Annotated in this window: 25 protein-coding genes; 17 read left to right on the forward strand and 8 right to left on the reverse strand. The window is 71.0% G+C overall.

The features are described 5' to 3' along the window. Window positions 1–12 precede the first annotated feature (12 nt). The 5 genes from mtrB to QSK36_RS06430 all read left to right on the forward strand — a co-directional run bounded on the left by mtrB (window position 13) and on the right by QSK36_RS06430 (window position 6,363). The gene (gene mtrB / locus QSK36_RS06410; RefSeq protein WP_139573346.1) at window positions 13–1,752 is read left to right on the forward strand and encodes an MtrAB system histidine kinase MtrB; all 1,740 of its coding nucleotides are present in this window, start codon (window positions 13–15) and stop codon (window positions 1,750–1,752) included. Further along, a complete protein-coding gene (locus QSK36_RS06415) occupies window positions 1,742–3,508 on the forward strand; it encodes an LpqB family beta-propeller domain-containing protein (protein ID WP_183534733.1) in 1,767 nt (588 codons plus the stop codon). The genes mtrB and QSK36_RS06415 overlap by 11 nt, the downstream gene beginning before the upstream one ends. A gap of 74 nt (window positions 3,509–3,582) precedes the next feature. Continuing rightward, window positions 3,583–4,305: a ComF family protein gene (locus QSK36_RS06420; protein WP_183534735.1), complete on the forward strand. Its 723-nt coding sequence runs from the start codon at window positions 3,583–3,585 to the stop codon at window positions 4,303–4,305. A gap of 526 nt (window positions 4,306–4,831) precedes the next feature. Beyond that, window positions 4,832–5,497 (forward strand): ribosome hibernation-promoting factor, HPF/YfiA family, encoded by a 666-nt coding sequence (gene hpf / locus QSK36_RS06425; protein WP_285781656.1) that lies wholly within the window; start codon window positions 4,832–4,834, stop codon window positions 5,495–5,497. 161 nt (window positions 5,498–5,658) lie between these two features. Next, window positions 5,659–6,363: a response regulator gene (locus QSK36_RS06430; protein ID WP_229689545.1), complete on the forward strand. Its 705-nt coding sequence runs from the start codon at window positions 5,659–5,661 to the stop codon at window positions 6,361–6,363. Here the strand turns inward: QSK36_RS06430 and QSK36_RS06435 are convergent. After that, on the reverse strand, window positions 6,356–7,576 hold the full coding sequence (locus QSK36_RS06435) for a winged helix-turn-helix domain-containing protein (protein WP_285781657.1): 1,221 nt from the start codon (window positions 7,574–7,576) through the stop codon (window positions 6,356–6,358). The two genes, QSK36_RS06430 and QSK36_RS06435, sit on opposite strands and share 8 nt — an antisense overlap. Before the next feature lie 68 nt (window positions 7,577–7,644). Continuing rightward, window positions 7,645–7,917 carry an HGxxPAAW family protein gene (locus tag QSK36_RS06440; protein ID WP_139573342.1) on the reverse strand — a complete coding sequence of 91 codons (273 nt, stop codon included), beginning with the start codon at window positions 7,915–7,917 and terminating at the stop codon, window positions 7,645–7,647. 218 nt (window positions 7,918–8,135) lie between these two features. Between QSK36_RS06440 and secA the strand changes: the two genes are divergently transcribed. After that, window positions 8,136–10,937 carry a preprotein translocase subunit SecA gene (gene secA / locus QSK36_RS06445; protein WP_183534739.1) on the forward strand — a complete coding sequence of 934 codons (2,802 nt, stop codon included), beginning with the start codon at window positions 8,136–8,138 and terminating at the stop codon, window positions 10,935–10,937. 65 nt (window positions 10,938–11,002) lie between these two features. On the opposite strand, the gene QSK36_RS06450 is transcribed toward secA, so the two are convergent. From QSK36_RS06450 to QSK36_RS06460, 3 genes are all read right to left on the reverse strand, one after another. Further along, window positions 11,003–11,455 (reverse strand): Rv3235 family protein, encoded by a 453-nt coding sequence (locus QSK36_RS06450; RefSeq protein WP_183534741.1) that lies wholly within the window; start codon window positions 11,453–11,455, stop codon window positions 11,003–11,005. Between the two features lie 266 nt (window positions 11,456–11,721). After that, window positions 11,722–13,056 (reverse strand): PTS transporter subunit EIIC, encoded by a 1,335-nt coding sequence (locus QSK36_RS06455; RefSeq protein ID WP_285781658.1) that lies wholly within the window; start codon window positions 13,054–13,056, stop codon window positions 11,722–11,724. Window positions 13,057–13,084: 28 nt separating this feature from the next. Then, window positions 13,085–13,825, reverse strand: coding sequence for a GntR family transcriptional regulator (locus tag QSK36_RS06460; protein WP_142562894.1), 741 nt, complete (start codon window positions 13,823–13,825; stop codon window positions 13,085–13,087). Window positions 13,826–13,978: 153 nt separating this feature from the next. Between QSK36_RS06460 and QSK36_RS06465 the strand changes: the two genes are divergently transcribed. The 7 genes from QSK36_RS06465 (at window position 13,979) to QSK36_RS06495 (ending at window position 19,863) form a co-directional block, all read left to right on the forward strand. Then, window positions 13,979–15,013, forward strand: a complete 1,035-nt coding sequence (locus QSK36_RS06465; RefSeq protein WP_285781659.1) for an SIS domain-containing protein — start codon at window positions 13,979–13,981, stop codon at window positions 15,011–15,013. Between the two features lie 32 nt (window positions 15,014–15,045). Beyond that, a complete protein-coding gene (locus QSK36_RS06470; RefSeq protein WP_030509331.1) occupies window positions 15,046–15,282 on the forward strand; it encodes a PTS sugar transporter subunit IIB in 237 nt (78 codons plus the stop codon). Window positions 15,283–15,363: 81 nt separating this feature from the next. Beyond that, window positions 15,364–15,810: a PTS sugar transporter subunit IIA gene (locus QSK36_RS06475; protein ID WP_183534745.1), complete on the forward strand. Its 447-nt coding sequence runs from the start codon at window positions 15,364–15,366 to the stop codon at window positions 15,808–15,810. A 10-nt stretch (window positions 15,811–15,820) separates the two neighbouring features. After that, window positions 15,821–16,456, forward strand: coding sequence for an HAD family hydrolase (locus QSK36_RS06480; RefSeq protein WP_183534746.1), 636 nt, complete (start codon window positions 15,821–15,823; stop codon window positions 16,454–16,456). A gap of 24 nt (window positions 16,457–16,480) precedes the next feature. After that, entirely contained in the window at window positions 16,481–16,738 is a 258-nt protein-coding gene (locus QSK36_RS06485) for an HPr family phosphocarrier protein (protein ID WP_285781660.1), read from the forward strand. Between the two features lie 89 nt (window positions 16,739–16,827). Next, the gene (ptsP, locus tag QSK36_RS06490) at window positions 16,828–18,504 is read left to right on the forward strand and encodes a phosphoenolpyruvate--protein phosphotransferase (protein WP_285781851.1); all 1,677 of its coding nucleotides are present in this window, start codon (window positions 16,828–16,830) and stop codon (window positions 18,502–18,504) included. Between the two features lie 57 nt (window positions 18,505–18,561). Continuing rightward, entirely contained in the window at window positions 18,562–19,863 is a 1,302-nt protein-coding gene (locus tag QSK36_RS06495) for a glycoside hydrolase family 3 protein (RefSeq protein WP_285781661.1), read from the forward strand. On the opposite strand, the gene QSK36_RS06500 is transcribed toward QSK36_RS06495, so the two are convergent. From QSK36_RS06500 to QSK36_RS06510, 3 genes are read right to left on the reverse strand one after another with little or no spacing between them, the layout of a single operon-like run. Continuing rightward, window positions 19,856–20,122 (reverse strand): hypothetical protein, encoded by a 267-nt coding sequence (locus QSK36_RS06500; RefSeq protein ID WP_183534748.1) that lies wholly within the window; start codon window positions 20,120–20,122, stop codon window positions 19,856–19,858. The genes QSK36_RS06495 and QSK36_RS06500 overlap by 8 nt on opposite strands. 9 nt (window positions 20,123–20,131) lie before the next feature. Continuing rightward, on the reverse strand, window positions 20,132–21,055 hold the full coding sequence (locus tag QSK36_RS06505) for a hypothetical protein (RefSeq protein WP_285781662.1): 924 nt from the start codon (window positions 21,053–21,055) through the stop codon (window positions 20,132–20,134). Beyond that, complete coding sequence (locus tag QSK36_RS06510; protein ID WP_285781663.1) at window positions 21,055–21,387, reverse strand: hypothetical protein; 333 nt, start codon at window positions 21,385–21,387, stop codon at window positions 21,055–21,057. The genes QSK36_RS06505 and QSK36_RS06510 overlap by 1 nt, the downstream gene beginning before the upstream one ends. Before the next feature lie 83 nt (window positions 21,388–21,470). Here QSK36_RS06510 and QSK36_RS06515 point away from each other — a divergent pair, with 83 nt between their 5' ends. Genes QSK36_RS06515 through QSK36_RS06530 form a run of 4 tightly spaced genes read left to right on the forward strand, consistent with a single transcriptional unit; the run spans window position 21,471 to window position 24,202 of the window. Next, complete coding sequence (locus QSK36_RS06515; protein ID WP_285781664.1) at window positions 21,471–22,268, forward strand: YbaB/EbfC family nucleoid-associated protein; 798 nt, start codon at window positions 21,471–21,473, stop codon at window positions 22,266–22,268. 40 nt (window positions 22,269–22,308) lie between these two features. Further along, the gene (locus QSK36_RS06520; RefSeq protein WP_285781665.1) at window positions 22,309–22,983 is read left to right on the forward strand and encodes an HAD family hydrolase; all 675 of its coding nucleotides are present in this window, start codon (window positions 22,309–22,311) and stop codon (window positions 22,981–22,983) included. A 29-nt stretch (window positions 22,984–23,012) separates the two neighbouring features. Continuing rightward, entirely contained in the window at window positions 23,013–23,519 is a 507-nt protein-coding gene (locus QSK36_RS06525) for a DUF6912 family protein (RefSeq protein WP_183534756.1), read from the forward strand. A gap of 50 nt (window positions 23,520–23,569) precedes the next feature. Then, window positions 23,570–24,202 (forward strand): HAD family hydrolase, encoded by a 633-nt coding sequence (locus QSK36_RS06530; protein ID WP_182898772.1) that lies wholly within the window; start codon window positions 23,570–23,572, stop codon window positions 24,200–24,202. Window positions 24,203–24,204: the final 2 nt, after the last annotated feature.

A 24,204-nucleotide genomic window follows, 5' to 3' on the forward strand; every position in this document is an offset into this window, starting at 1 on the left:
CACGTCACCGACATGCCGGTCCCCGCGAGGAAACCCCGTCGCCGGACCCCGGGCCAGATCGCCCGTGGGGTCCGCAGACGCGCGCGCCGCCTCGCGGGCCGGCTGCGGCACGCCTGGCGGCGCTCGCTCCAGCTTCGCGTCGTCACCAGCACGCTGGTGCTGTCGATGGCCGTCGTGGTCGTCCTCGGCGTCTTCCTGATGCAGTCGATCAGCGCCTCGGTGCTGACCTCCAGCGAGGTGGCCGCGGTCGAGGAGTCGCGGGCGAACGTCGCGACCGCGAGCGGCTACCTCACGCAGCCCACGGACGTGACCGACATCGCCCAGGACGCCACGGCTCCGGGGCAGACGATGAACCCCGTCGACGCGGCGGCCAAGGCGCTGACCGACCGCTCCGGCGGCCGCTACGACGTCGTCGTCTTCAACGAGGGCTCGGTCGGCGAGGGCCGGGCGTCCGGGCAGGTCGACTGGACGAGCATCCCCGAATCCCTGCGGGCGAAGGTCCAGAGCACCGAGGAGCAGACGCTCTACAAGGAGATCGCGACGATCAGGTACATCGGCGCCAAGCAGCCCGAGACCGGCCTGGTGGTCGGTGCCCGGGTGAACGGCACCTACGAGATCTACCACGTCTTCCCGCTCGGCGACGAGGAGAAGACGCTGCTCACGGTCCAGCAGATGGTCTTCGGCGCGGGAGCCGCGCTCGTGCTGCTGCTCGCCGGCGTCGCCTCGCTGGTCACCCGGCAGGTGGTCACGCCCGTACGGCTCGCGCGCCAGGCGGCGGAACGGCTCGCCGCCGGCCGGCTGGAGGAGCGGCTCAAGGTGCGCGGGGAGGACGACCTCGCCCGGCTGGCGACCTCGTTCAACGAGATGGCGTCCAACCTCGCCGTGAAAATCCACCAGCTGGAGGAGCTCTCCCAGGTGCAGCGGCAGTTCGTCTCCGACGTCTCGCACGAGCTGCGCACGCCGCTGACGACCGTCCGCATGGCCGCCGACCTGCTGTACGAGGGCCGCGAGGACTTCGACGCCGCCTCCGCGCGGGCCGCCGAGCTCATGCAGAACCAGCTCGAACGCTTCGAGTCGATGCTCGCCGATCTGCTGGAGATCAGCCGCTACGACGCGGGGGCGGCCACCCTCGATCTGGAGCCCGTCGACATGCGCGACGTGGTCCTGCGCGCGGTGGGCGACTCCGAGACGCTCGCCGAGCGGCAGGCCACCCGCTTCGAGCTGCGCCTGCCCAACGAGCCGTGCATGGCCGAGGTGGACAGCCGCAGGGTCGAGCGCATCCTGCGCAACCTGCTCTTCAACGCCATCGAGCACGGCGAGGGCAAGGACATCGTCGTCACGCTCGGCGCCGACCGCGACGCGGTGGCCGTGGCCGTACGCGACCACGGGGTCGGCCTCAAGCCGGGCGAGGAGACGATGGTGTTCGACCGCTTCTGGCGCGCCGACCCCTCGCGCGCCCGGACCATCGGCGGCACCGGGCTCGGCCTGGCGATCTCGCGGGAGGACGCCATGCTGCACGGCGGCTGGCTCCAGGCGTGGGGCGCGCCGGGGGAGGGCAGCCAGTTCCGCCTGTCGCTGCCGCGCATGGCGGGGGCCCCGCTGCGCGGATCGCCGCTGCCGCTCGTGCCGCCGGAGGTCGAGATGCGGCGCACGTGGCGCGGCCATGCCACACCGGTCCTGACCCCGGCGCCGGCCGAGACGGCGCCAAGGGTGCGGGAGAACGTGGACGCGGGTGCCTTCGATGCGGAGTGAGCGGTTCGGCGCCCGCCGTCTCACCGCCGCCGCGGGTGCGGCGCTCGTCCTGGTGTCCGGCGGGGCCGGGTGCGCCACCGTGCCCACGAGCGGCAGCCCCCGCCCCGCACAGGAGGACCACGGCAAGGACACGCTCAGCCAGCCGTACGTGCGGCTCATCGCGACCCCGCCCAAGAAGGGCGCCCAGCCCGAGGACATCGTGAAGGGCTTCCAGGCCGCCATGGCGGCCTTCGACGACCCCGAGCTCGCCATCGCCCGGGAGTACCTCACCCCGGGCGCGGCCGAGCGCTGGAACCCGTGGCGGCAGACCCGCATCTACGAGGGCAAGATCGAGTCGGATCGCGCGCAGGACCTCCAGGAGGCCACGCGTACGACGGTGACGCTGAAGGGCACGGCGGTCGCCACGATCGACGCGGAGGGCAGGTCCACCCCGGCCGCAGGCAACCTCGTCGAGCCGTTCACGCTGGTCAAGCACAACGGCGAGTGGCGGATCGACGTGCCGCCTGACGCCCGCCTGCTGTCGTACGACGACCTGTGGCGTGCGTACCGGAAGGTGGACCTGTACTACCCGCCCGCCACCCGGGAGACCGGCCTCGTGGCCGACCGGGTGTGGGTGCCGATCGAACCCGGCAGGGGCGTGCCCGAGACACTGGTCCGCCGCCTGCTCGCCGGGCCGACCTCGTCCATCAAGAACGCGGTGAGCAGCGCGTTCCCGCCGGGCACCGAGCTCAACCGGATCAGCGTCGAGGGCGACACGGTCGTGCTCGACTTCTCCTCGGAGCTGGAGTCGGTGCCCACCGACCGCCTCGACGCGCTGAAGGCCCAGCTCGTGTGGACGCTCGGCGAACTGGTCACCGGCCGGACCGTCGAGATCCGCGTGAACGGCGAGTCCGGGATGCGGTTCCGGCCCGCCGACTACGCCCGCTACGACCCGAACGTGCTGACCGGCTCCCTGCAGGCGTACTACATGCAGGGCGGCAGGCTGCTGCAGTTCAAGGAGAAGGGCGACGGCGCGCCGGTGCCGGGCGCGGCCGGCGAGCAGGCCGGGAAGTTCTCCCAGCCGGCCGTCTCCAACACCGACGACTTCCCGCCCCTCGTGGCCGCCCTGGTCAACGGCGACGGCGTCTACGTCGCCCCGATGACCCCCGGCAGCCAGTGGCAGCGGTGGACCGCGGGCGGGGACATGAGCCCGCCCTCCTGGGACCGCTACGGGGCCGTCTGGTCGGCCGAGAGGGTGAACCCGCACGAGAGCCGGGTCTGGACGGCAGAGAACGGCCGGGCCCGCCGTGTGGACATCGACGACGAGCTGTCGTACGGGCGGATCCTGGAGCTGCGGGTCTCCCGCGACGGGGCCCGGATCGCCGCGATCACCGACGACGGCCTCGGCACCTCCGTGAAGATCGGCACGATCGTCCGCAACGGCCAGCAGACGCGGATCGAGTCCGTACGGACGCTCATCGAGCCGCGCGACGCGCGCAAGATCAAGGACATCGCCTGGCAGGACGCCGCCGATCTGCTCGTGCTGTCCGAAGGCAGCAGCGGCCAGGAGCTCGCCACCTGGTCGGTGATGGAGGGCGTCGTCCCCAACGACGGCCCCATCAAGCTCGACTCGAAGATCAAGTCGATCGCCGCCGTCCCCGACCACGTCCTCGCGGCGGCCGACGAGGGCCAGGTGCTCACCTACAGCGTGGACAAGCACGCCTGGACCCCGCGCGCCGACAACGGCTCCACCAACCCCGTCTATCCCCTCGGCTGAGCCGGCCGGAGCGACCGGAAGCGACGCGGTGTGACCGACGGTGAACTGTCGGTGGCGGACGGCATGCTGAGGGCGTGCCGCCCGCCCTGCTCGATCTGATCCTCCCGCCCCGCTGCGCCGGATGCGGCGCGCCGGGCGCTCCGGCCTGCCCGTCCTGTACGGCCGAGTTGCTGCGGGAGCCTGCTCCCCGGTCGCCGGACCCGCCGCCTCCGGGGCTGCCGGACTGCTGGTCGGCCACCGCATACGACGGCGCGGCCCGCCGCATGATCCTCGCCTGCAAGGAACGCGGCCGGACGGCCCTGGTGCCGGTCCTGGCGGCCGCCGTGAGCGCCTGTGTGGCCGCGTGGGCGGCGGGCGGGGGAGTCCGCCGCGAGGTGTGGCTGGTGCCGGTTCCGAGCGCCCGGGCCGCCTCCCGCCGCCGAGGGCACGACCCCGTCCGGGCCGTCGCCGCGGCGGCGGCCCGCGAGCTGTGCCGGCGAGGCCGGCCCGCCGCCGTCGCGCCCCTGCTGCGGCTGTGCCGGCGCGTGGCCGACCAGGCGGGGCTGGGATCGGCGGAGCGGGCCGTCAACCTGTCCGGGGCGTTCGAGGTCGTGCCGGGCCCGGCGGCGCGGCCACGGCCCTCTGGCCGCGGTCTGGGGGCCGTCGCCGTGGTCCTGGTGGACGACGTCGTCACGACGGGGACGACGCTGGCGGAGGCGGCCAGGGCGTTGCGCGCGGCGGGCGCGGAGCCGTCCGCGGCGGTGACCATCGCCGCGACACGCCGGAGACGTCCGATTGGTGATTATCACGGACAGTAAAGACTTGGGTAAGCGCGGGGCTTGCCGCCGGGGAGCGACTGCCTGCCCACTTCGCGGCGACTTGCCTGCTCAATGCAGGTGTGGATGCCGCGGTTGCGGGGATTCCCAGAATATGACCACGAATTTTCCGACGGCGAGACGGCAACCGGGATCGCGCAAAGTGATCGTTTAGCCGATCTCCTGGCTGACATTCGAGGCGGTAGCGACTAGCGTTCAGACATGGCACCCGTCCGGGTCCGTGGTTGCGCCGGGCCGACTCCCTCGCGGGGTCCGGCCTGGCTAGCCGATGCCAGCCGCAGGCGAAACGGTCCACGTAAGGCGACTCTTGGTCGACCGATCACGGTGCGGCTTAGAGGTAAGTCCTGCCCTCCCGGGGGTCCAGATGTCCCCCGCAAGAGGAGAAGGGCAGTAGTGGCGAGTGAGCTGCGAACCCCTCAGCAGGCGGATGTGGGGACGAAGACCAGGTCGGCCGGACGGGTGTCCAGGAGCTCGTGCACCACCGTCGATGTGCGAAGGGGGGCTTTGCGTGGAAATCATCGTCAAGGGACGGCACACCACTGTGGGTGACCGGTTCCGCGATCAAGTGACGTCCAAGCTGGCCAGGATCCAAAAGCTCAACAACAAGCTCATCCAGGTCGACGTAGAGGTCTCAAAGGAACCCAACCACCGGCAGAGCGGGCAACGTGAACGGGTGGAGCTGACAATCCACTCGCGGGGCCCCGCCATCCGCGCGGAGGCCTGCGCGGACGACCGGTTCTCGGCGCTGGACATCGCCATCGGCAAGCTGGAGGAGCGGCTGAGGCGGCTCGCCGATCGCCGCAAGATCCATCACGGGAAGAGCTGCCCTCCCTCGATGGCAGAGCTCACCGCGGTCATGGAAAACGCGCAGGGGGTGGTCACGACCATCCGGGAAGAGCCGGAGCCGGTCGCCGAGATCCCGGCGGAGACCGCCGGAGGGCGGACCGAGAGTTCCGAGCCCATCGTGCCCATCGAGATGGACGGCGAAGGACCGCTGATCGTACGCGAGAAGTTCCACAAGGCCGACCCCATGACGATCGACCAGGCGCTCCTGGAAATGGAGCTCGTGGGTCACGACTTCTACCTCTTCCGCGACAAGGAAGGGGGCCAGCCGAGCGTCGTCTACCGGCGCCGCGGCTACGACTACGGAGTCCTCAGGCTCGTGGAGAGCTAGCTCTCCCGGCGCCCCGGTCCGGACACCCCGGGCCGGGGCGCCGCACGATCCGGTAGGAACCGGGAGGAGAGGGGCGGGCCGGCGCGACGAAGATCCCTAACCACCCTGGAACCCGTGTAATGATGGCGATCCAGCGTCCTTGGCCCCCGCAAGGAGGTTCCGTGACCCGACCCGACGAGGCGGCCCGAGCAGCCGGTCGAAGCGAGCCGATCCGTGTGCTGATCGTCGACGATCACGCGCTGATCCGCCGCAGCCTGGAGCTCGCGCTGGCCGCGGAGGCGGACATCGAGGTGGTAGGCGAGGCGAGCGACGGCCGGGAGGCCGTCGAGCTCGCGGACCGGCTGATGCCGGACGTGGTCCTGATGGACGTCCGCATGCCGAAGCTGGACGGCATCGGGGCGACTCGCAAGATCAAGGAGTCGGTGCCGAGCACCCGGATCATCATGCTCACGGTCAGCGACGAGGAGGAGGACCTCTTCGAGGCGATCAAGGCGGGTGCGACCGGTTATCTGCTCAAGGACGTCCAGATCGACGAGGTGCCCGACGCCGTGCGCGGCGTCCACGAGGGCCAGTCGCTCATCAACCCCGCCATGGCGGCCAAGCTGATCAGCGAGTTCGCGAACATGAGCCGCAAGGAGGCCGAGCGGCCCCCCCAGCTCCCGGTCCCCCGCCTGACCGAGCGGGAGATGGAGGTCCTGCGCCTCGTCGCGAAGGGCATGAACAACCGCGAGATCGCCAAGGACCTGTTCATCTCCGAGAACACGGTGAAGAACCACGTCCGCAACATCCTGGAGAAGCTCCAGCTCCACTCGCGCATGGAGGCCGTGGTCTACGCCGTGCGCGAGCGGCTGCTGGAGATCACCTGATCGGCGCGCGAGGGCCGCGGGCCACCGCGGCGCGTAGCGGGGCCTCCAGGTCCGGTGCGCCGACCCGCTCCACCCGCACGTCGGTGCAGCCGACCCAGCTCGCGGCCTCCCACAGGGCGTCGCTCATCGCCTCCACGGCCCTGGCCCGGCCGTTGCCCGGCTCGAAACCGACCTGCCGGGCGACCAGCGTGGCGCCCTCGCGGGCCGGGTCGACCCTGCCGATGATCCGCCCGCCCGCGAGCACCGGCATCGCGAAGTAGCCGTGCACCCGCTTGTCCTTCGGGACGTACGCCTCCAGGCGGTGGTTGAGGCCGAACACGCGCTCGGCCCGCGCCCGCTCCCAGATGAGCGAGTCGAACGGCGACAGCGGTGTGGTGCGATGCCGCCCGCGCGGCTCGCTCTCCAGCGCGTCGGGGTCCGCCCAGGCGTTCGGACCGTCCGGGTCCGCACCGCGCCGCGCGGGCCAGCCCGACACGCGTACGGGGACGAGGCCGGCTGCGCCACTCAGCAGCGCCTCGTCGAGCATGGCGGCGTGCCCGCCCTTGACGCGGGTGAAGTCGACCAGGTCGGCCCTGGTCGCCACGCCGAGCGACCGCCCGGCGATCGTGGTCAGCCGGGTCACGCACTCGTCGTCGGACAGGTCCTGGGCGAGCAGGTCCGCCGGGACCGCGCGCTCGGCGAGCTCGTAGACGCGCCGCCAGCCGACGCGGCGGGTGCAGACGACCTCACCGATGTCGAGCAGGAACTCGATGGCGATCTTGGTGTCCGACCAGTCCCACCACGGGCCTCCATTCTTGGCCCCGCCGATGTCGGCCGTGGTGAGCGGGCCGTCCGAGCGCACCTGCTCCAGGACCTTGTCGACCACGGGCGGCACCTCGTGCCAGCGGTAGCGCCGCTCCCGGTACGCGCGGCGGCGGAAGGCGTAAAGCGGCCACTGCTCGATGGGCAGGACGCAGGCGGCGTGGCACCAGTATTCGAAGGCACGGGCGGGGGCGTCCCAGTAGGCCCGCTCGACTACGGAGCGGCCGACCGGCCCGAGGCGCGCGTACGCGACGAGCTCGTGGGAGCGGGCGAGGACGGAGATGGTGTCGAGCTGGACGGCGCCGACGCGCCGCAGCATGGCGGGGACGCCGCCGCCGCGGGCGGTGGCGCCGAGGAAACCCTGGGCCCGGAGGATGATCCTGCGGGCCTCGTCGGCGGTCAGGTCGGTCACAGCCAGAGATGCTAGACGCCGTGACCGACAAAACGCTTACGGCGGTTCGGGTGCGGGCCTGGAAGGCCTCAGGAGGTGATGGACCGGTGCTCGAACGGCGAGTGGTGCTCCTGGACCGACATCTCCCGGGGTGCGTCCACGATCACGTCCGAGAAGATGTCGAACGCGAGCGCGAGCAGCCCGCCGACCGCGCAGATGCCCACGCCGATCCAGACGAAGAGCCAGTTCGGGCCGAGGGTCAGCGCCACACCCCCGACCGTGAAGCCGATGAGGATGATGATGACGGCAAGCCAAGATTTGGCGCTTCCCGCGTGGCTGCCCTGGTGTCCGCTCTGTGCCATACCCCGTTTTCTACCTGATGGCGGAGGTGGTCGGAACATCGGGGGAACCTTGGGGGCGGTTTTCCCCTATGAGTTATGCGATTGTGCCGCGGCGCTCCGTCGATTGCAGGTGGGTGTGTCTGGTACGGGAACCGCCTACGATGGCTAGCGGGGAAGTATGTCTCGTCCTCACACCTCGGCCATCAACCGGGGTAGACCTGCGAGGAGCTTTACTAAAAGTGCCAGCCATTCTCGACAAGATCCTTCGCGCCGGCGAAGGCAAGACTCTGCGGAAGCTCAAGCGCATCGCCGAGCAGGTCAACTCCATCGAAGAGGACTTCAAGAGCCTGTCCGACGCCGAGCTCCGCGCGCTGACCGCCGAGTACAGGCAGCGTCACACCGAGGGCGAGTCCCTCGACGACCTGCTGCCGGAGGCGTTCGCGACCGTCCGTGAGGCCGCCCGCAGGGTCCTCGGGCAGCGTCACTTCGACGTGCAGCTCATGGGTGGCGCCAACCTGCACATGGGCAACATCTCCGAGATGCGCACCGGTGAGGGCAAGACGCTCACCTGTACGCTTCCCGCCTACCTCAACGCGATCTCGGGCAAGGGCGTCCACGTCGTCACGGTCAACGACTACCTGGCCAAGCGCGACGCCGAGACCATGGGCCGCGTCCACCGCTTCCTCGGCCTGGAGGTCGGGGTCATCCTGGCCAACATGCAGCCGGAGGAGCGCCGCAAGCAGTACAACGCCGACATCACGTACGGCACGAACAACGAGTTCGGCTTCGACTACCTCCGCGACAACATGGCGTGGTCGATCGAGGAGTGCGTCCAGCGCGGCCACAACTTCGCCATCGTGGACGAGGTCGACTCGATCCTGATCGACGAGGCCAGGACCCCGCTCATCATCTCCGGCCCGGGCGAGCAGTCGGGCAAGTGGTACCAGGAGTTCGCCAAGATCGTGCCGAGGCTGCGGCGCGGCACCGAGGGCAAGGACGGCGAGGAGAGCACCGGCGACTACGTCGTCGACGAGAAGAAGCGCACCGTCGGCATCCTCGAGGCGGGCGTGGAGAAGGTCGAGGACTGGCTCGGCATCGACAATCTCTACAAGCCCGAGCACACCCACCTCGTGCAGTTCCTCAACAACGCCCTCAAGGCCAAGGAACTGTTCAAGAAGGACAAGGACTACATCGTCGTCGAGGGCGAGGTCCTGATCGTCGACGAGTTCACCGGGCGCGTCCTGCACGGCCGTCGTTACAACGAGGGCATGCACCAGGCCATCGAGGCCAAGGAAGGCGTGAAGATCAAGGACGAGAACCAGACTCTCGCCACGATCACCCTGCAGAACTACTTCCGCCTCTACGAGAAGCTCGCCGGCATGACCGGTACGGCCGCCACCGAGGCGAACGAGTTCCACCAGACGTACAAGCTGGGCGTCGTCCCGATCCCGACCAACCGGCCGATGGTCCGCAAGGACCAGGCCGACGTCGTCTACAAGACCGAGGACGCCAAGTTCCAGGCGTGCGTCGAGGATATCAAGGAGCGCTACGAGAAGGGCCAGCCGGTCCTCGTCGGCACCACCAGCGTCGAGAAGTCCGAGAAGCTGTCGCGGATGCTCAAGCGCCAGGGCGTGCAGCACGAGGTGCTGAACGCCAAGAACCACGCTCGTGAGGCCACGATCGTCGCCGAGGCGGGCCGTAAGGGCGCGGTCACGGTGGCGACCAACATGGCCGGTCGAGGCACCGACATCATGCTCGGCGGCAACCCCGAGTTCCGCGCCGACCTGGAGCTTCAGCAGCGCGGCCTGTCGCCGTCCGAGACTCCGGAGGAGTACGAGAAGGCCTGGCCCGAGGCGCTGGAGAAGGCCAAGGAGGCCGTCAAGGCCGAGCACGAGGAGGTCACCGAGCTCGGCGGGCTCTACGTGCTGGGCACCGAGCGGCACGAGTCGCGGCGCATCGACAACCAGCTCCGCGGTCGTTCCGGCCGTCAGGGCGACCCCGGCGAGTCGCGCTTCTACCTCTCGCTCGAGGACGACCTCATGCGGCTGTTCAACTCGGCCAGGGTCGAGATGATCATGACGCGGCTCAACATCCCGGACGACGTGCCGATCGAGTCGGGCATGGTCTCCAAGGCCATCGCCTCCGCGCAGCACCAGGTCGAGCAGCAGAACTTCGAGATCCGCAAGAACGTCCTGAAGTACGACGAGGTGATGAACCGCCAGCGCACGGTGATCTACGCCGAGCGGCGGCGGGTGCTGGAGGGCGCCGACCTGCACGAGCAGGTGCGCGGCTTCGTCACCGACGTCATCGACGACTACGTCAAGGGCGCCACCGCCGAGGGCTTCGCCGAGGAGTGGGACCTCGAGAAGCTGTGGAAGGCGTTCGGCCAGCTCTACCCGATCTCCTTCACCGTCGACGAGCTCATCGAGCAGGCCGGCGGCGACCGGGAGGAGCTGACGGCGGACCTCATCGCCGAGAAGGTCAAGGAGGACGCGCTCGCGGCCTACGACCGCCGCGAGGAGCAGCTCGGCTCCGAGGCGACGCGCGAGCTGGAGCGCCGGGTCATCCTCTCGGTGCTCGACCGCAAGTGGCGCGAGCACCTCTACGAGATGGACTACCTCCAGGAGGGCATCGGCATGCGCGCCTATGCCCAGAAGGACCCGCTGATCGAGTACCAGCGCGAGGGCTACGAGATGTTCTCCGCGATGCTCGACGGCATCAAGGAGGAGTCCGTCGGCTACCTGTTCAACCTCGAGGTCGAGGTGCAGGCCAACCCGATCGTCGAGGAGAACGCCGAGGAGGACACGGCGCTCTCCGAGACCGGCTCGATCATCGCCCGGGCGCTGCGGCAGCCGTCGCGGCCGACCGAGATGGTCTACACCGCGCCGGGCGAGAGCGGCGACGTGGAGGTCAACCGGGTGCGGTCGACCCCCGAGCAGCGCGCCGCGTACGGCGACACCGAGCGCAACGCGCCCTGCCCCTGCGGCTCGGGCAAGAAGTACAAGCGCTGCCACGGCGACCCGCGCAACCAGCAGGCGTGACGTGACCTGAGAAGGACCCCGCCGGGCCATGCCCGGCGGGGTCCTTCGCGTAATGCGGGGCCTGGTCACGCGGTCTCGAAGTCGGTGACCAGCCACTGCACGCCCTGCCGCTCCAGTCGTACGGCGAGCACGCGGCTGCGCGGCCCGCAGTGGACGAGCAGGCACATCTCGATCACCCCGTCGCGGGGCCGTTGCACGTGGGGGAGGCCCGTCAGGGGCGGCCGTTCGGCGTCGATCATCTTCCCGGCCCGGACCAGCTCGCGGTAGGCCCGCTCGGTCAGCCGGTCCTGGACGGTCTCCGGTGGCCTGCGGCCCGCCAGGATCTCCGCGAGCGCTTGGCCGAGCCCCCGCAGGCGGCGCTCGTCCATGGGCGTGCCCGTACGGCGCGGGATGGGAGCCAGGGCGAGCGCGCCGTACGTGCCGGGACGCGTGACGTGGCCGCCGCCGTCACGCTCGTCGTAGGGAGGATCGGCCGGGGGGACGGACGCGAGCCGTGGCAGGGGGACGGGCTTGGGCATCGGGGGACTCCGCTCTCATGCGCCGTGAAGCTGACGCCTAATAGAGGTTGCGGTCCTCCGCCCTGATACGGGGAAACGCCAACTTTGCCGAGTCACGAGCCTTTGTGCCGCCGTTCGTCCGGGAAGATTCCTCCGGGTTGGCGGGGCCGCCTCGGATTTGAGCACGGGTTGATCGGCGATTAGCGGCATCCGCAATGGCGGGAAACACAACAGGGGCGCCCGGGATCACCGGGCGCCCCTGCTCCCTGAGAGGGGGACCTGACGCGTCAGGCGCGGGCACGCGCCGTGTCGGCGCTCTCCCCGGAGTCCACGTCGGGCTCGGGTTCGCGACCGGGCGTCATGATGTTCAGCTTCTTGATGAGGAAGCTGAAGACCACGTAGTAGAGGAAGAAGTAGACGACGCCGATCAACATGATCAGCCAGAAGTTGTGCGTGTTGTCCTTCGTCGCGTTCAGACCCGCGTCGATCGCGCCGGCGGAGAACCCGAAGCCGAGGCGCCCGTCCAGGGCCGCGACCAGGGCCATCGAGACGCCGGTGAGCAGCGCGTGCGCCGCGAACAGGATCGGGGCCACGAAGATGAACGCGAACTCGATCGGCTCGGTGATGCCGGTGACGAACGAGATCAGGGCAGAGGAGATCATGATGCCGCCGACGGTGGCGCGGCGGTGCGGCGGCGCGGCCCGCCACATGGCGATCGCGGCGGCCGGCAGGCCGAACATCATGACCGGGAAGAAGCCCGCCATGAACGCGCCGGCGCCGTCCTGCCCGGCGAAGTAGCAGTTCAGGTCGCCCGCCGCGTGGGTCGCGCCGACGGTGCACTCCGGCACGGTGAACCAGACGATCGAGTTGACGAAGTGGTGCAGGCCGAAGGGGATGAGGCCCCGGTTCACGATCCCGTAGATGCCCGCGCCGAGCGTGGAGTTGCTGGCGAGCCAGTCGCCGAAGCTGGTCAGGCCCTGCCCGATCGGCGGCCAGATCAGGCCGAAGACGACGCCGAGCACGAGCCCGGCCAGCGCGGTGAGGATCGGGACGAAGCGGCGGCCACCGAAGAAGGCCAGGTAGGCCGGCAGTTTCGTCCGGTAGTACCGCTGCCAAAGGATGGCCGCGACGAGACCCATGAGGATGCCGCCGAGCACTCCGGTCGGATTGGCCGCCGCGAGGTTGAGCGCCTCCGCCGGCTTGCCGTCCGCCCCCACGATGGACTGTGCCACCTTCTTGTGCACCGCCGCGTCCGCGGAGGCGTCGAAGAACATCAGGTGGGTGACCCGGTCCCAGACGAGGTAGCCGACCACGGCCGCGAGAGCGGTCGAGCCGTCGGCCTTGCGGGCGAAGCCGACGGCGACGCCCACCGCGAACAGCAGCGGCAGCGCGTCGAACAGGGCGCCGCCCGCGCCGCCGATGACCTGTGCGATCTTGTCGAGGGCAGCGTTGTCCGTGCGGCCGAGGAGGTCGTCCTGGCCGAACCGGAGAAGGAGGGCCGCGGCGGGCAGTGCCGCGATCGGGAGCATCAGGGAGCGGCCGATGCGGGACAGTGCGGTCAGCACCGCGTTCTGGCCGGAAGGTGCCGCGGGCAGGCCCGCGTCGGCGGAGGTGGAACTCATCGGGTGTTCCTCCAGGATGGGGGGACTACTAGAGGCGTCTGGCCGGGGCTCCGAGGAGCGTCCGGAGCTGGTAGCGGTCGGCGCGATAGGTGGAGACGCCGAGTTCGGCGCACACCCCGCCGGCGAAGGACCGGCGCTGCAGCAGCAGCACGGCCCCGCCCCGGGGCAGTTTGAGCAGGTCGGCGTCGCTCGGATCGGCGAGGCCGCCGTCGATGGTCAGCTCCCCGGCGTCCATCACGAGCCCGTAGCGCGACTCGAGCAGGGCGTACAGGGATCGTCCGGTCAGGTCGTAGGCATCGAGATCGGGTGCGAGCGCGACCGGGATGTGAGCGCGCTCGATGCTCAGCGGTTCCCCGTCCGCCGTGCGCAGCCGCTCGATGAAGTGGACGGCGTCTCCCGGCTGGATGCCGAGCTGCCGTGCGAGGTGGGCACTGGCCCGGACCACCCGCCGGTCCAGGTCGCGGGAGCCCGGCTCCATGCCGCGCGCCCGCATGTCGTCGGTGAAGGAGGTGAGTTGGAGTGCCAGCTCGATCTTCGGGCGGGCCACGAACGTTCCCTTGCCCGGGACCCGGTGCAACCGGCCCTCGGACACCAGGTGGTCGACGGCCTGCCGTACCGTCATACGAGACAGGTCGAAGCGCTGGCTCAGGTCGCGTTCGGAGGGGATCGCCGCGCCGATCGGCAGCTCGTTGCTCTCGATGAGGTCGAGCAGGATCTCCCGCAGCTGGAAGTACTTGGGCACCGGGCTGTCCGGATCGATCTGGGCCACTGATCCCTCCCCTCTCGCTCTGGATCGTCCGAATAAGTTAAGGTTCTTACTGGTCTAGTCCGGACTAGACCACAGCCGGGAAATGTGTGTCAATGTATGGGCCGGCGACGGATCGATAACGGACAAATCTCGCCAAGCAGAGGATGATCATCGATGACGACCAGGATGCGCGGTGAGATCGCCGAGCAGCCCGCGGCGATTCGGGCGACGCTGGACGCCCTCCTGCCGAGGACCGGCGACGTCGAGGCGGTCGCGCGGGACACCCGCCACCTGCTGTTCGTCGCCCGCGGGACCTCGGACAACGCGGCGGTCTACGGCCGCTATCTGATCGAGGCGCGGGCGGGCCGGATGGCCGCGATGGGCGCCCCCTCCGTCGCCACCACCTACCGCCGCAGGCTCGACCTCGACGGGGTGCTGGCCGTTGGCCTGTCCCAGTCCGGCCGTACGGAGGAGATCGTCGAGACCCTCCAGTGGGCGAAGGACTGCGGCGCGAAGACCGTCGCGATCACCAACGGCGGCGAGGAGTCGCCGCTGGCCCAGGCCGCCGACCTCGCGCTGTGCACGCTCGCCGGCGAGGAGAAGGCCGTCCCGGCCACGAAGACCTACACGACCCAGCTCGCCGCGCTGGCCGTGCTCGCGATCGGCCTCGGCGCCGACGTGGACCCCGACGATCTGCGCCGGGTGCCGGACGCGGTGGAGAAGCTGATCTCCGACCCCGGCGACCTGGACGCCGTGGTCGAGGGCCTGGCCGACAAGCCCGGCGTCGTCGTGTCCGGCCGCGGCCTGGCGTTCTCGACCGCGCTCGAGCTGGCGCTCAAGCTCAAGGAGGCGTGCTACCTGCACGCCATGGGCCTGTCGTACGCCGACCTGCTGCACGGCCCGATCGCGGTTGTGGACGCCGAGACCCCGGCGATCCTGGTGGCGGCGGGGCAGGGCCCGACACTGGCGGGCACGGTCGCGCTGGCCGAGCGGGTCACCAGCGCGGGCGCCGCCGCCTTCGGCGTCGGGGGCGGCGAGCGGCTCGCCGCCGCCTCGACCGCCGCCCTGAACGGTCCGGACCTGCCCGAGTGGGTGGCTCCGCTGGGACTCATCGTCCCCGGGCAGTTGCTCACCGAGGCGCTCGCGCGCAGGCTCGGTATCGACCCCGATTCCCCCCGCGGTCTGAAGAAGGTCACGCAGACCGACTGACGCCAGACCGGCCGAACAACAGGAGGACCCCCATGGCTGCAGACGCCGAGGCGATCATCGCCGGGCTCGGTGGCGCCGACAACATCATCGAAGTGGAGCCGTGCATCACGCGGCTGCGCACCGAGGTGCATGACGCCTCTAAGGTGGACCAGGCCGCGCTCAAGGCGGCCGGCGCCCACGGAGTGATGGCGGCGGGCAACGTCGTCCAGGTCGTGGTGGGCCCCGAGGCCGACACCATCGCCAGCGACATCGAGGACATCATCGGCTGAACCCGGGAGATCGTCGCGGGTCCGCCGGTCTCGGGCGGACCTGTGGCGACGCCTGCCCGGATCTCAGGGAAGGGCTCTTCATTGACGACTGTTCTCGCCCCGGTCGCGGGGGCGGCCATCGGCCTGGCCGCCGTGCCGGACCCGGTGTTCTCGCAGGCGATGGTCGGCCCGGGAACCGCGATCGACCCCCTCCGGCAGCCCGTCGAGGCCCTGGCCCCGATCAGCGGCACGATCGTGAAGCTGCACCCGCACGCGTATGTCGTGGTGGGGGACGACGGCAGGGGCGTGCTGGTGCATCTCGGCATCGACACCGTGCAACTCAAGGGCGAGGGCTTCCGCCTGCTCGCGGCGGAGGGGGATCGCGTCGGCGCCGGGCAGCCCGTCGTGGCCTGGGACCCCGCGGCGGTCGAGGCCGGCGGGCGCTCGCCGGTCTGCCCGGTGGTGGCGCTCGACGCCGTGGCGGGCTCGGTCGGCGAGCTCGCCGAGGGCCGCGTGAGCGCGGGTGACCCGCTCTTCGAGTGGTCGTGATGCTCAGGTGATGGAGGCCGCGCTCTTCGACCTCGACGGCACCCTGGTCAACACCGAGGTCCGCAGCCGCGCCCTGTGGCGGATGTTCCTGGACGACCGCGGCATCACGTACGACGAGACGCTGTTGCGGCGCGTCATGGGCCGCCGCGGGGTGGACGTCGTCCCCGAGGTGCTGCCTGGCCTGGATCCGGAGGTCGTGATGGAGGAGATCCGCTCCTACTACGACCATCCGGACCTGCCCGACATCGTGCCGGTCCCGGGCGCGGCGGAGCTGGTGTCCCGGGTCGCGGAGCAGGGAGCTCCGCTGGCCCTGGTCACCTCGGCCCAGCGGTGGTGGGCGGTGGAGCGGCTCACCGAGATCGGCGTTGTGGAGGTGGTACGGACCATCGTCTCGGCCGAGGACGTGACCGTGGGGAAGCCGGATCCGTCCGGCTACCTCATGGCGGCCGACCTGCTCGCGGTGGACCCGGCCACGTGTGTGGTGTTCGAGGACTCGCTCGCCGGGATAGCGGCGGCTCGGGCCGCGGGTATGACGTGCGTTGCGGTGGCCACCACCCATCATCCGGATGAACTGTCACACGCGGATCTGGTAATACCCGATATGTCGGGTATTGACTGGCCTTTGACGGAACTACCGGCGGTCTAGACCACCGCCGCAGGAGGAGGAAACGTGGCCGAACGCACAGTCAGCGTCGCGTCCGAGGTCGGGCTGCACGCCCGCCCGGCGGCGACGTTCGTGCAGACCGCGGCGAAGGCGTCCTACGACGTCACCATCGCGAAGGCGGGTGGTTCGCCGGTGAGCGCGAAGAGCATCCTGTCGGTTCTGGCGCTCGACGTCCGGCAGGGCGAGTCGATCGTCATCAGCGCGGAGGGCGACGGCGCAGAAGAGCTGCTCGACGAGCTCGCCCAGATCGCTTCGGCCTCCTGACGCCAGTGGACGGACAGCGGAAGACGGGGACGACGGCGGGGAACGAGAACGGCGCGCGGTCGCTGGCCGGCACGTCGCTGGCCGGCACTGTGCTTGCCGGTACGGGGGTCAGCCCCGGCGCCGGATACGGCCCGGCCCATGTGCTCGCGGGTGAGATCCCCGAGCCCGACAAGGAGGCGCACCACGACGGCGACGCCGCCGCCGAGCGGGCCCGCGCCGAGCGGGCGGTCGAGGAGGTGGCCGCCGACCTGGAGGCGCGGGGCGCCAGGGCGGGCGGCGAGGCCCAGGAGGTGCTCGGTGCGCAGGCGTTGATGGCCCGCGACCCGAGCCTGGCCGTGGAGGTCGGCGAGCTCATCGAGCGAGGCGTTGCCGCCCCGCGCGCCGTCTTCGACGCCTTCGGCAAGTATCGGGACCTGCTCGCGGCGGCCGGCGGCTACCTGGCCGAGCGCGTGGCGGACCTCGACGACATCCGCGACCGGGTGATCGCCGTGCTGACCGGCCTGCCCATGCCCGGCGTGCCGGCCAGCGCCGCCGAGCCGTTCGTGCTGGTCGCCAAGGACCTCGCCCCGGCCGACACGGCGCTGCTGTCGAAGGACGTGGTCGCCGCGTTCGTTACCGAGCAGGGCGGGCCGACCAGCCACACGGCGATCCTCGCCCGCTCGATGGGCGTGCCCGCCGTCGTCGGCTGCGCCGGCGCGACGGCGATCGCCCCCGGCACCCCCGTGCTGGTCGACGGCGCGTCCGGACAGGTGCTGCTCGCGCCGGACCCGGCCCGCGTGGCCGAGGCGCGCGCCGCCGAGGAGGCGCGGCGGGCGGTGCTGTCGGCGGCCACAGGTCCCGGCGCGACCGCCGACGGGCACCCCGTTCCCCTGCTCGCCAACATCGGCGGCCCCCGCGACCTGGAGAGCGCGCTGGCCAACGGCGCCGAGGGCGTCGGCCTCTACCGCACCGAGTTCCTCTTCCTCGACCGTGAGACCGCGCCGTCGGGGAGCGAGCAGGAGGAGGCCTACCGGGCGGTGTTCGAGGCGTTCCCGGAGGGGCGCGTGGTGGTGCGCACGCTCGACTCCGGCGCCGACAAGCCGCTGGCGTTCCTGCCGCCGCCGGAGGAGGAGCCGAACCCGGCGCTCGGGGAACGCGGCCTGCGCATGTTCCGCAGGTATCCGGAGATCATGACCGCTCAGCTCGGCGCGCTGGCGCGGGCCGCCGCGGGCGTCTCGGCCAAGGTCCAGGTCATGGCGCCGATGGTGGCCACCGTCGAGGAGGCCGAGTGGTTCGCCGACGCCTGCCGTACGGCGGGGCTCGACGGCACGGGCATCATGATCGAGGTGCCGTCGGCGGCGCTCCGGGCGGTGGACCTCATCCGGGCCGTCGACTTCTTCTCGATCGGGACCAACGACCTCACGCAGTACGCGCTCGCGGCCGACCGCCAGGTCAGCGCCGTGGCAGGACTGCAGGATCCGTGGCATCCGGCCGTGCTCGACCTGATCGCGATGGCGGCCTCGGCCGCCGCAGCGGCGGGCAAAGGCTGCGGGGTCTGCGGCGAGGCCGCGGCCGATCCGGTGCTCGCCTGCGTGCTCGTCGGCATGGGCGTCACGTCGCTGTCCATGGGCGCCCCCGCGCTGCCCTGGGTGCGCGCCGCCCTGTCGCGGCACACGCTCGCGCAGTGCCGCGACGCCGCCGCCGCGGCGCGCTCGGCCACCTCGGCGCAGGCCGCCAAGGCCGCCGCACGCGCCGAACTGCCGGGCCTGGAGGCACTCGCGCTCTGACCGTCCGTGACCGGGTTCCTGGCCCGGTCACGGCCGGGCGCGGCTACCGTAAAGAACGTGCCACGAATCAGACACGGTGTCGTCATGCTCGCCGCCCTCCTCGCGACCGGATGCTCGTCCGGCGTCGGCGCGGCGAGCCCGGCGCCCTCGCCGCGCACGTCAGCGCCGGTGTCCGTGTCCCCACCGCCCCCCTCGCCGTCGGCCCGCCCCTCGGGAAGCCTGGCCGAGCGGACGCTCGCGGCGATGAGCCTGCGGGACAAGGTGGCCCAGCTCTTCACCATCGTGGTGTGGGGCCAGAAGGCCGGGGCGGCGAGCAAGGAGAACGAGGCGCGGTACGGCGTGGGGACGCCGGCGCAGGTGGTGGAGAAGTTCCACCCCGGCGGAGTGATCCTGTTCGACTGGGCGGGCAACGTCTCCGGCGCGAGCCAGGTGGCCGCGCTCACCACCGGCCTGCGCGAGGCGGCGGCCAGGTCCGGCGAGGCACCGCTCATGATCGGCGTGGACCAGGAGAACGGCCTCGTCTCCCGGCTCAAGTCTCTCGTCACCACGTTCCCCGGCGCGTCGGAGATCGGCGAGACCGGCAAGACGGCGAACGCGCGCGACGTCGCCAGGGCGACCGGTGAGGAACTGCGCGACCTGGGCATCTCGCTCGACTTCGCGCCGGTGGCCGACGTCAACATCAACCCCCGCAATCCCGTGATCGGCCCCCGCGCGTACGGCTCCGACCCGGGAAAGGTGGCCGCGATGGTCGGGGCGGCTGTCGACGGCTTCCACGCGGCGGGCGTGGCCTCCGTCGCCAAGCACTTCCCCGGCCACGGGGACACCTCGGTCGACAGCCACACGGGCCTGCCGGTCATCACGCACTCGAAGACGCAGTGGCGGAAGCTGGACGCGCCGCCGTTCCGCGCGGCGATCGCGCACGAAGTGGACGCGATCATGTCCGCGCACGTGGTGATGCCGAAGCTCGACCCCTCGGGCGACCCCGCGACGCTGTCCCACCGCATCCTCACCGGCCTGCTCCGCGAGGAACTCGGCTTCGACGGCGTGATCAGCACCGACGCGCTCGACATGGCCGGGGTGCGGAAGAAGTACGGCGACGCCGAGGTCGCCGTGCGGGCCGTGCTCGCCGGGGCCGACGTGCTCCTCATGCCGCCGAACCTGCCCAAGGCGTACGACGCCGTCCTCGACGCGGTGAAGTCGGGCCGGATCTCCGAACGCAGGATCGACGAGTCGGTGCTGCGGATTCTGCGGCTCAAGGAGAAGCGCGGCGTCTTCGGCCCGATCCGCACCGACCCCGGCGCACTGAAGTCCGCCGCGCACCGCAAGGTCGCGGAGCGCGTCTTCGCCGTCGTCAGGTGACGGCGGGCGCGTCTCCTTCGGGCTCGTCCTCCTCTGGCTCGTCGGCCTGGCTGTAGTCGAAGTACACCGTGATCGACGGCCAGTCGGTCCCGTCGTCGGTGATCTCGTTGTGCATGATCAGGTCGTACACCTCGACCTGGCCCAGTTCCTCGATCGTGGTCGCGACCCGGCGGAGCAGCGCAGGCACGCTGTCCTGGCCAATCCCTTCGGGATTGTTCTGGGTGAAGTGATGCATGTGATTGGTGATCGGTTTGGTCATGACACGTCCCTACAGGAAACGCCTTTTCTTCTTGCCCTGGGTGTTCTGATTCTGCTGGCCCTGCTGCTGGTTCGCGTTGCCCTGGCCGGATTGGTTGGACTGGGTGCCGCGCTTCTGGGCGTTGCGGTCGCCGTCGAGCTTCTCGCCGGTCTTCACCTTCTGCTCGGCCGCTTTGGCGGCCTTCCTGTCGTACGGCTGACCGGCCTTCTTCGCGTCCAGCGCCTGCTGCTCCGCGGAGGACAGCTGTGGGCCGGTCTGTCGCGAATAGGGCTTGCGGCTCCTGGCCATGTCGAGCTTGACGCCGCCGCGGGGCCCCGTCTCACCTGCCGTCCGCAGGGGCGCGCCCCTCAGGGGAACATGGGGGCCGCCCGCTCCCGCCAGGGCCGGGCCGCCTCCGAAGGGGCCGCGGGTGTTCTTCAGGATGCGTTCGAGCGGTTCGGTGATGTGCCGCGTGACGGCCGGAGCCAGAACCCGGGCGCCGCCCTCCTCGGCCTCCCTGAGGATCTTCCGCATGGCGTACCGGGTGGCGAGGAGCCCCGCCGTGGCCGAGGCCGCGGCGAACGGGCCGCCCGCGACGAGCGTCGAGGCCAACTTGGTCGCGCCCGCCATGGCCTGCGTGATGATGGCGACCTTCGTGGCGGTCACCGCGGTGGCGGTGCCTTCGAGCACCGCCGGCGCGTACGCGGCGGCCCCGACGGCCGTACGGAGGTGTTCTGTGGTGCCGGTCTTGGTCCAGTTGGTGCGCATCGCGTCGGCGGACACGCCCTGGTACACGCCCGGCAGCCGCCTGACCTCGCCCTCCGCGCCGCTCCCCCCGGAGGCGGCGCCGGCCTGCACGACCTGCCACGGGCGGATCTCCGTGCGGATGTCGGCCTCGTCGATCTTCGGGAAGTTGACCAGGCTCGCGATCGGCTGTGCCCAGTCCGGCGGCATCAAGCCCATGTCAAGCCCTGTGCGTCGTGCGCCCCCGCGATCTGGCGCCCCGCGTCGCCCTCGGCGTCCGACACCCGCCGGCGCGCGACCGCGAGCGCCTCTCCCGTGCCGCCCACCGTCCCTCCGAGCTGCGCGTACGCCTCGACGGCCGTCAGAGCGGAGCGGTTGTACGCGGCCACGAAGGCGCCGAACAGGCCGTCGTCGCCCCACGAGGAGGCGCCCGCCCGCTCGCGCAGATACTGGAGGGCGGTCACGAATTCATCGCCGTGCTCCGTCAGGCGAGAGGAGGCCCTGTCCACTTCGCTGTGTTCGATGCCGAGTTCCCCGTGCATGCGCGGCACGTTAGCATGACCCGCGAATTACGGACGGGTGAATTGCACAGTAAAAGCCTTTTGTCCTTTTTGTGGAGGAATACTTGTCCCTGTCGTTTCCGGGTGGCAGCGACCTGGAGCTGCTGGAGCAGATGATTCGCCAGGCCGAGGACGTCATGCGCGGCCTCGCGGACGTCCAGGCCGAGATCCGGCAGGTCACCGGCGAAGGGGAGGGCGGCGACGGCCTGGTGCGGGCCAGGGCCGACGGCCGGGGACAGGTCACCGCCATCACATTGGATCCGCGGGTCATGCGGCTCGACGCGGCCGTCCTGAGCGCGGAGGTGACGCGGGCGATCAGGGCCGCCCAGGACGCCGCGAAGGAGAGGACCGACGAGCTCGTCGCCGCCGCCCAGAGCAGGGTGACCGGGCTGGCCGCCCCGCTCGACGAGACGTTCGTGCGTTATCGGTTCGACCAGCTCGCCCAGGAGCTGGACGCGGGAGCGGACGCCTTCGGCCCGCACTCCGCGGACCGGGCCGACGACCTGGAGCAGGACGCGGAGCGGGCCGCACAGATCGAGGCATGGCTGGAGGAGGGGCAGCGCGAGATCGAGGCCGTCACCGGCCACGGCCGGGCGGCGGACGGCCGGATCGAGGTCGTCACGACGGTGTACGGCCAGGTGCGGGAGGTCGTCATCGAGCCTCGTGCCATGCGCCTGCCCAGCCGGACGCTGGCCGAGGAACTCCTGCTGGCCCTGGGCCGGGCGCAGCAGGACGCGGAACGGCAGAGCCGTCAGATGGTGAGTGACGCGCTGCGGGAGCTGGCGCCCGGCGAGTCGTTCGGCCCGGACGCCGTCGACGAGTGGTTCGGCGGCGTGCTCAAGCCGTTCGAGCGGCCCGACTGACCACTCCCTATATTTGTAGGCACGTGGGGTGGGAGGCGCGGTGCTCAAGGGTGTGCTGATCGACTGGGGCGGGGTTCTGACCACGAGCCTGGCCGAGTCCGTCGCGGAGTGGATCGAGGCGGACCGGATCGACCCCCGGCACTACCGGGAGGTCATGCGCGCGCTGGTCACGCAGGCGTACCGGGCCGGCGTCGAGCCGGACGGCGAGAACCCGATCCACGCGCTCGAACGGGGCGAGATTCCGGTCCTGGAGTTCGAGCGCGCCCTGGCGGCCCGGCTGGTGACCCTCGACGGCGGCCCGCCGGAGGCCGACGGCCTGCTGACCCGGATGTTCGCCGGGTTCCGGCCGGTCGAGGAGATGAACGAGATGCTCCGCCAGGCCCGGACGGCCGGGCTCGGCACCTGCCTGGTGTCCAACTCCTGGGGCGACCACTACTCGCGTGAGGGCTGGGAGGTCCTCTTCGACGCGGTCGTCATCTCCGGAGAGGTCGGCATGCGCAAGCCCGAGGAGCGGATCTTCCGGCATGCGCTCGGCCTGCTGGGACTCGAGCCGGGACAGTGCGTGTTCGTCGACGACATCGAGGCGAACATCGTGGCGGCCCGCGCGATCGGCCTGGTCGGGGTCCACCACAGCGATCCCTCGGAGACCATCGCCGAGATGGAGCGCCTGTTCGGCCTGCCTTTCCGCGAGCCCGGCACCGGTGCCCGCCTGTAGCTTCAATCAGAGACCGAGTCGAGGAACGCATGCGCGTCTATCTGCCGTCCACCATTCCCGCGCTGGCGCGCGTCGTCGCCGCAGGGGAGCTGGGCCCGGCCCCGCTGACCGGCTTCGCGGTCACCCCCGCGTTGATCGAGTGGTACGCCTCGGGCGACACCGAGGAGCTGGAGTACGTCGCGCTGACCGAGGCCGCCCGGACCTCCCTGCGCATGCTGGCCGCCGACCGCGAGGACGGCGTCGAGGTGGCCGCACGTCGGGTGGTGATCGCGGCCGAGGTGCCCGACGAGACCGTGAAGGCCGGCGCCGACCTGGAGGAGCGCGCCCGCGTGCGGGTCCTGGAGCCGATCCCGATGCGGCTGGTCGCCTCGGTCCACGTGGACGACGCCGACGCCGCGCCGGACGTGGAGGCGGCCATCGCGGCGCTGCCCGCGGCCGACGTCGGGGACGACGACGCGCGGTTCGTCGTGGACGGCGCGGAGGACCACGAACTGCTGTGGTACGCCACCCAGGAGATCCAGGATCTGCTCACCTGACCCGCGTAGTTCATGGAGTTGTCACGCCCGGCGTCTAAGCTGGAGGCGAGATGACACACATTGTTTGGGACTGGAACGGGACGCTCTTCCACGACATCGACGCCGTCGTCGGCGCGACCAACGAGCTCTTCCAGCCGTACGGCCTGGGGCCGTACGACGCGGAGGGCTTCCGCGAGGTGTACACCCGCCCCATCTGGGTGGCGTACGAGCGGATGCTCGGCCGGCCGCTCGGGGAGGGCGAGTGGGAACTGCTCGACGCGGGCTTCCACGAGCACTACCACCGGCTGATGGAGGCGTGCAGCCTCGCCGAGGGGGCGCTGTCGAGCCTGCGCGCCTGGGAGGGGTCGGGCCGCACGCAGTCGCTGCTGTCCATGTGGGGCCACGAACGGCTGGTCCGTAAGACCGGCGAGTTCGGCATCGACGGCCACTTCACCCGCATCGACGGCTCACGCTCGGCGACCGGCGGCCACAAGGCCGAGCACATGGTGGAGCACATGCGCGCGCTCGGGCTCGACTCGGCGAAGGTCGTCGTCATCGGCGACAGCGTGGACGACGCCCACGCGGCCCAGCACGTCGGCGCCCGCGCCATCCTCTACACCGGCGGCATGACCAGGCGGTCGGAGCTGGAGGGCGTCGGGGTCCCGGTGGTGGACTCGCTGGCCGACGCCCTCGACCTCGTCTGACG

It is taken from the genome of Microbispora sp. NBRC 16548 (assembly GCF_030268985.1).
GTDB lineage: Bacteria > Actinomycetota > Actinomycetes > Streptosporangiales > Streptosporangiaceae > Microbispora > Microbispora catharanthi.

Excerpts from the sequence above, each read along its gene's own strand:
- mtrB (WP_139573346.1), top strand. The coding sequence starts at position 13 with ATGCCGGTCCCCGCGAGGAAACCCCGTCGCCGGACCCCGGGCCAGATC.
- QSK36_RS06415 (WP_183534733.1), top strand. The coding sequence starts at position 1,742 with ATGCGGAGTGAGCGGTTCGGCGCCCGCCGTCTCACCGCCGCCGCGGGT.
- QSK36_RS06440 (WP_139573342.1), bottom strand. The coding sequence starts at position 7,917 with ATGGCACAGAGCGGACACCAGGGCAGCCACGCGGGAAGCGCCAAATCT.
- QSK36_RS06450 (WP_183534741.1), bottom strand. The coding sequence starts at position 11,455 with ATGCCCAAGCCCGTCCCCCTGCCACGGCTCGCGTCCGTCCCCCCGGCC.
- QSK36_RS06455 (WP_285781658.1), bottom strand. The coding sequence starts at position 13,056 with ATGAGTTCCACCTCCGCCGACGCGGGCCTGCCCGCGGCACCTTCCGGC.
- QSK36_RS06465 (WP_285781659.1), top strand. The coding sequence starts at position 13,979 with ATGACGACCAGGATGCGCGGTGAGATCGCCGAGCAGCCCGCGGCGATT.
- QSK36_RS06470 (WP_030509331.1), top strand. The coding sequence starts at position 15,046 with ATGGCTGCAGACGCCGAGGCGATCATCGCCGGGCTCGGTGGCGCCGAC.
- QSK36_RS06480 (WP_183534746.1), top strand. The coding sequence starts at position 15,821 with ATGGAGGCCGCGCTCTTCGACCTCGACGGCACCCTGGTCAACACCGAG.
- QSK36_RS06500 (WP_183534748.1), bottom strand. The coding sequence starts at position 20,122 with ATGACCAAACCGATCACCAATCACATGCATCACTTCACCCAGAACAAT.
- QSK36_RS06505 (WP_285781662.1), bottom strand. The coding sequence starts at position 21,055 with ATGCCGCCGGACTGGGCACAGCCGATCGCGAGCCTGGTCAACTTCCCG.
- QSK36_RS06510 (WP_285781663.1), bottom strand. The coding sequence starts at position 21,387 with ATGCACGGGGAACTCGGCATCGAACACAGCGAAGTGGACAGGGCCTCC.
- QSK36_RS06525 (WP_183534756.1), top strand. The coding sequence starts at position 23,013 with ATGCGCGTCTATCTGCCGTCCACCATTCCCGCGCTGGCGCGCGTCGTC.
- QSK36_RS06530 (WP_182898772.1), top strand. The coding sequence starts at position 23,570 with ATGACACACATTGTTTGGGACTGGAACGGGACGCTCTTCCACGACATC.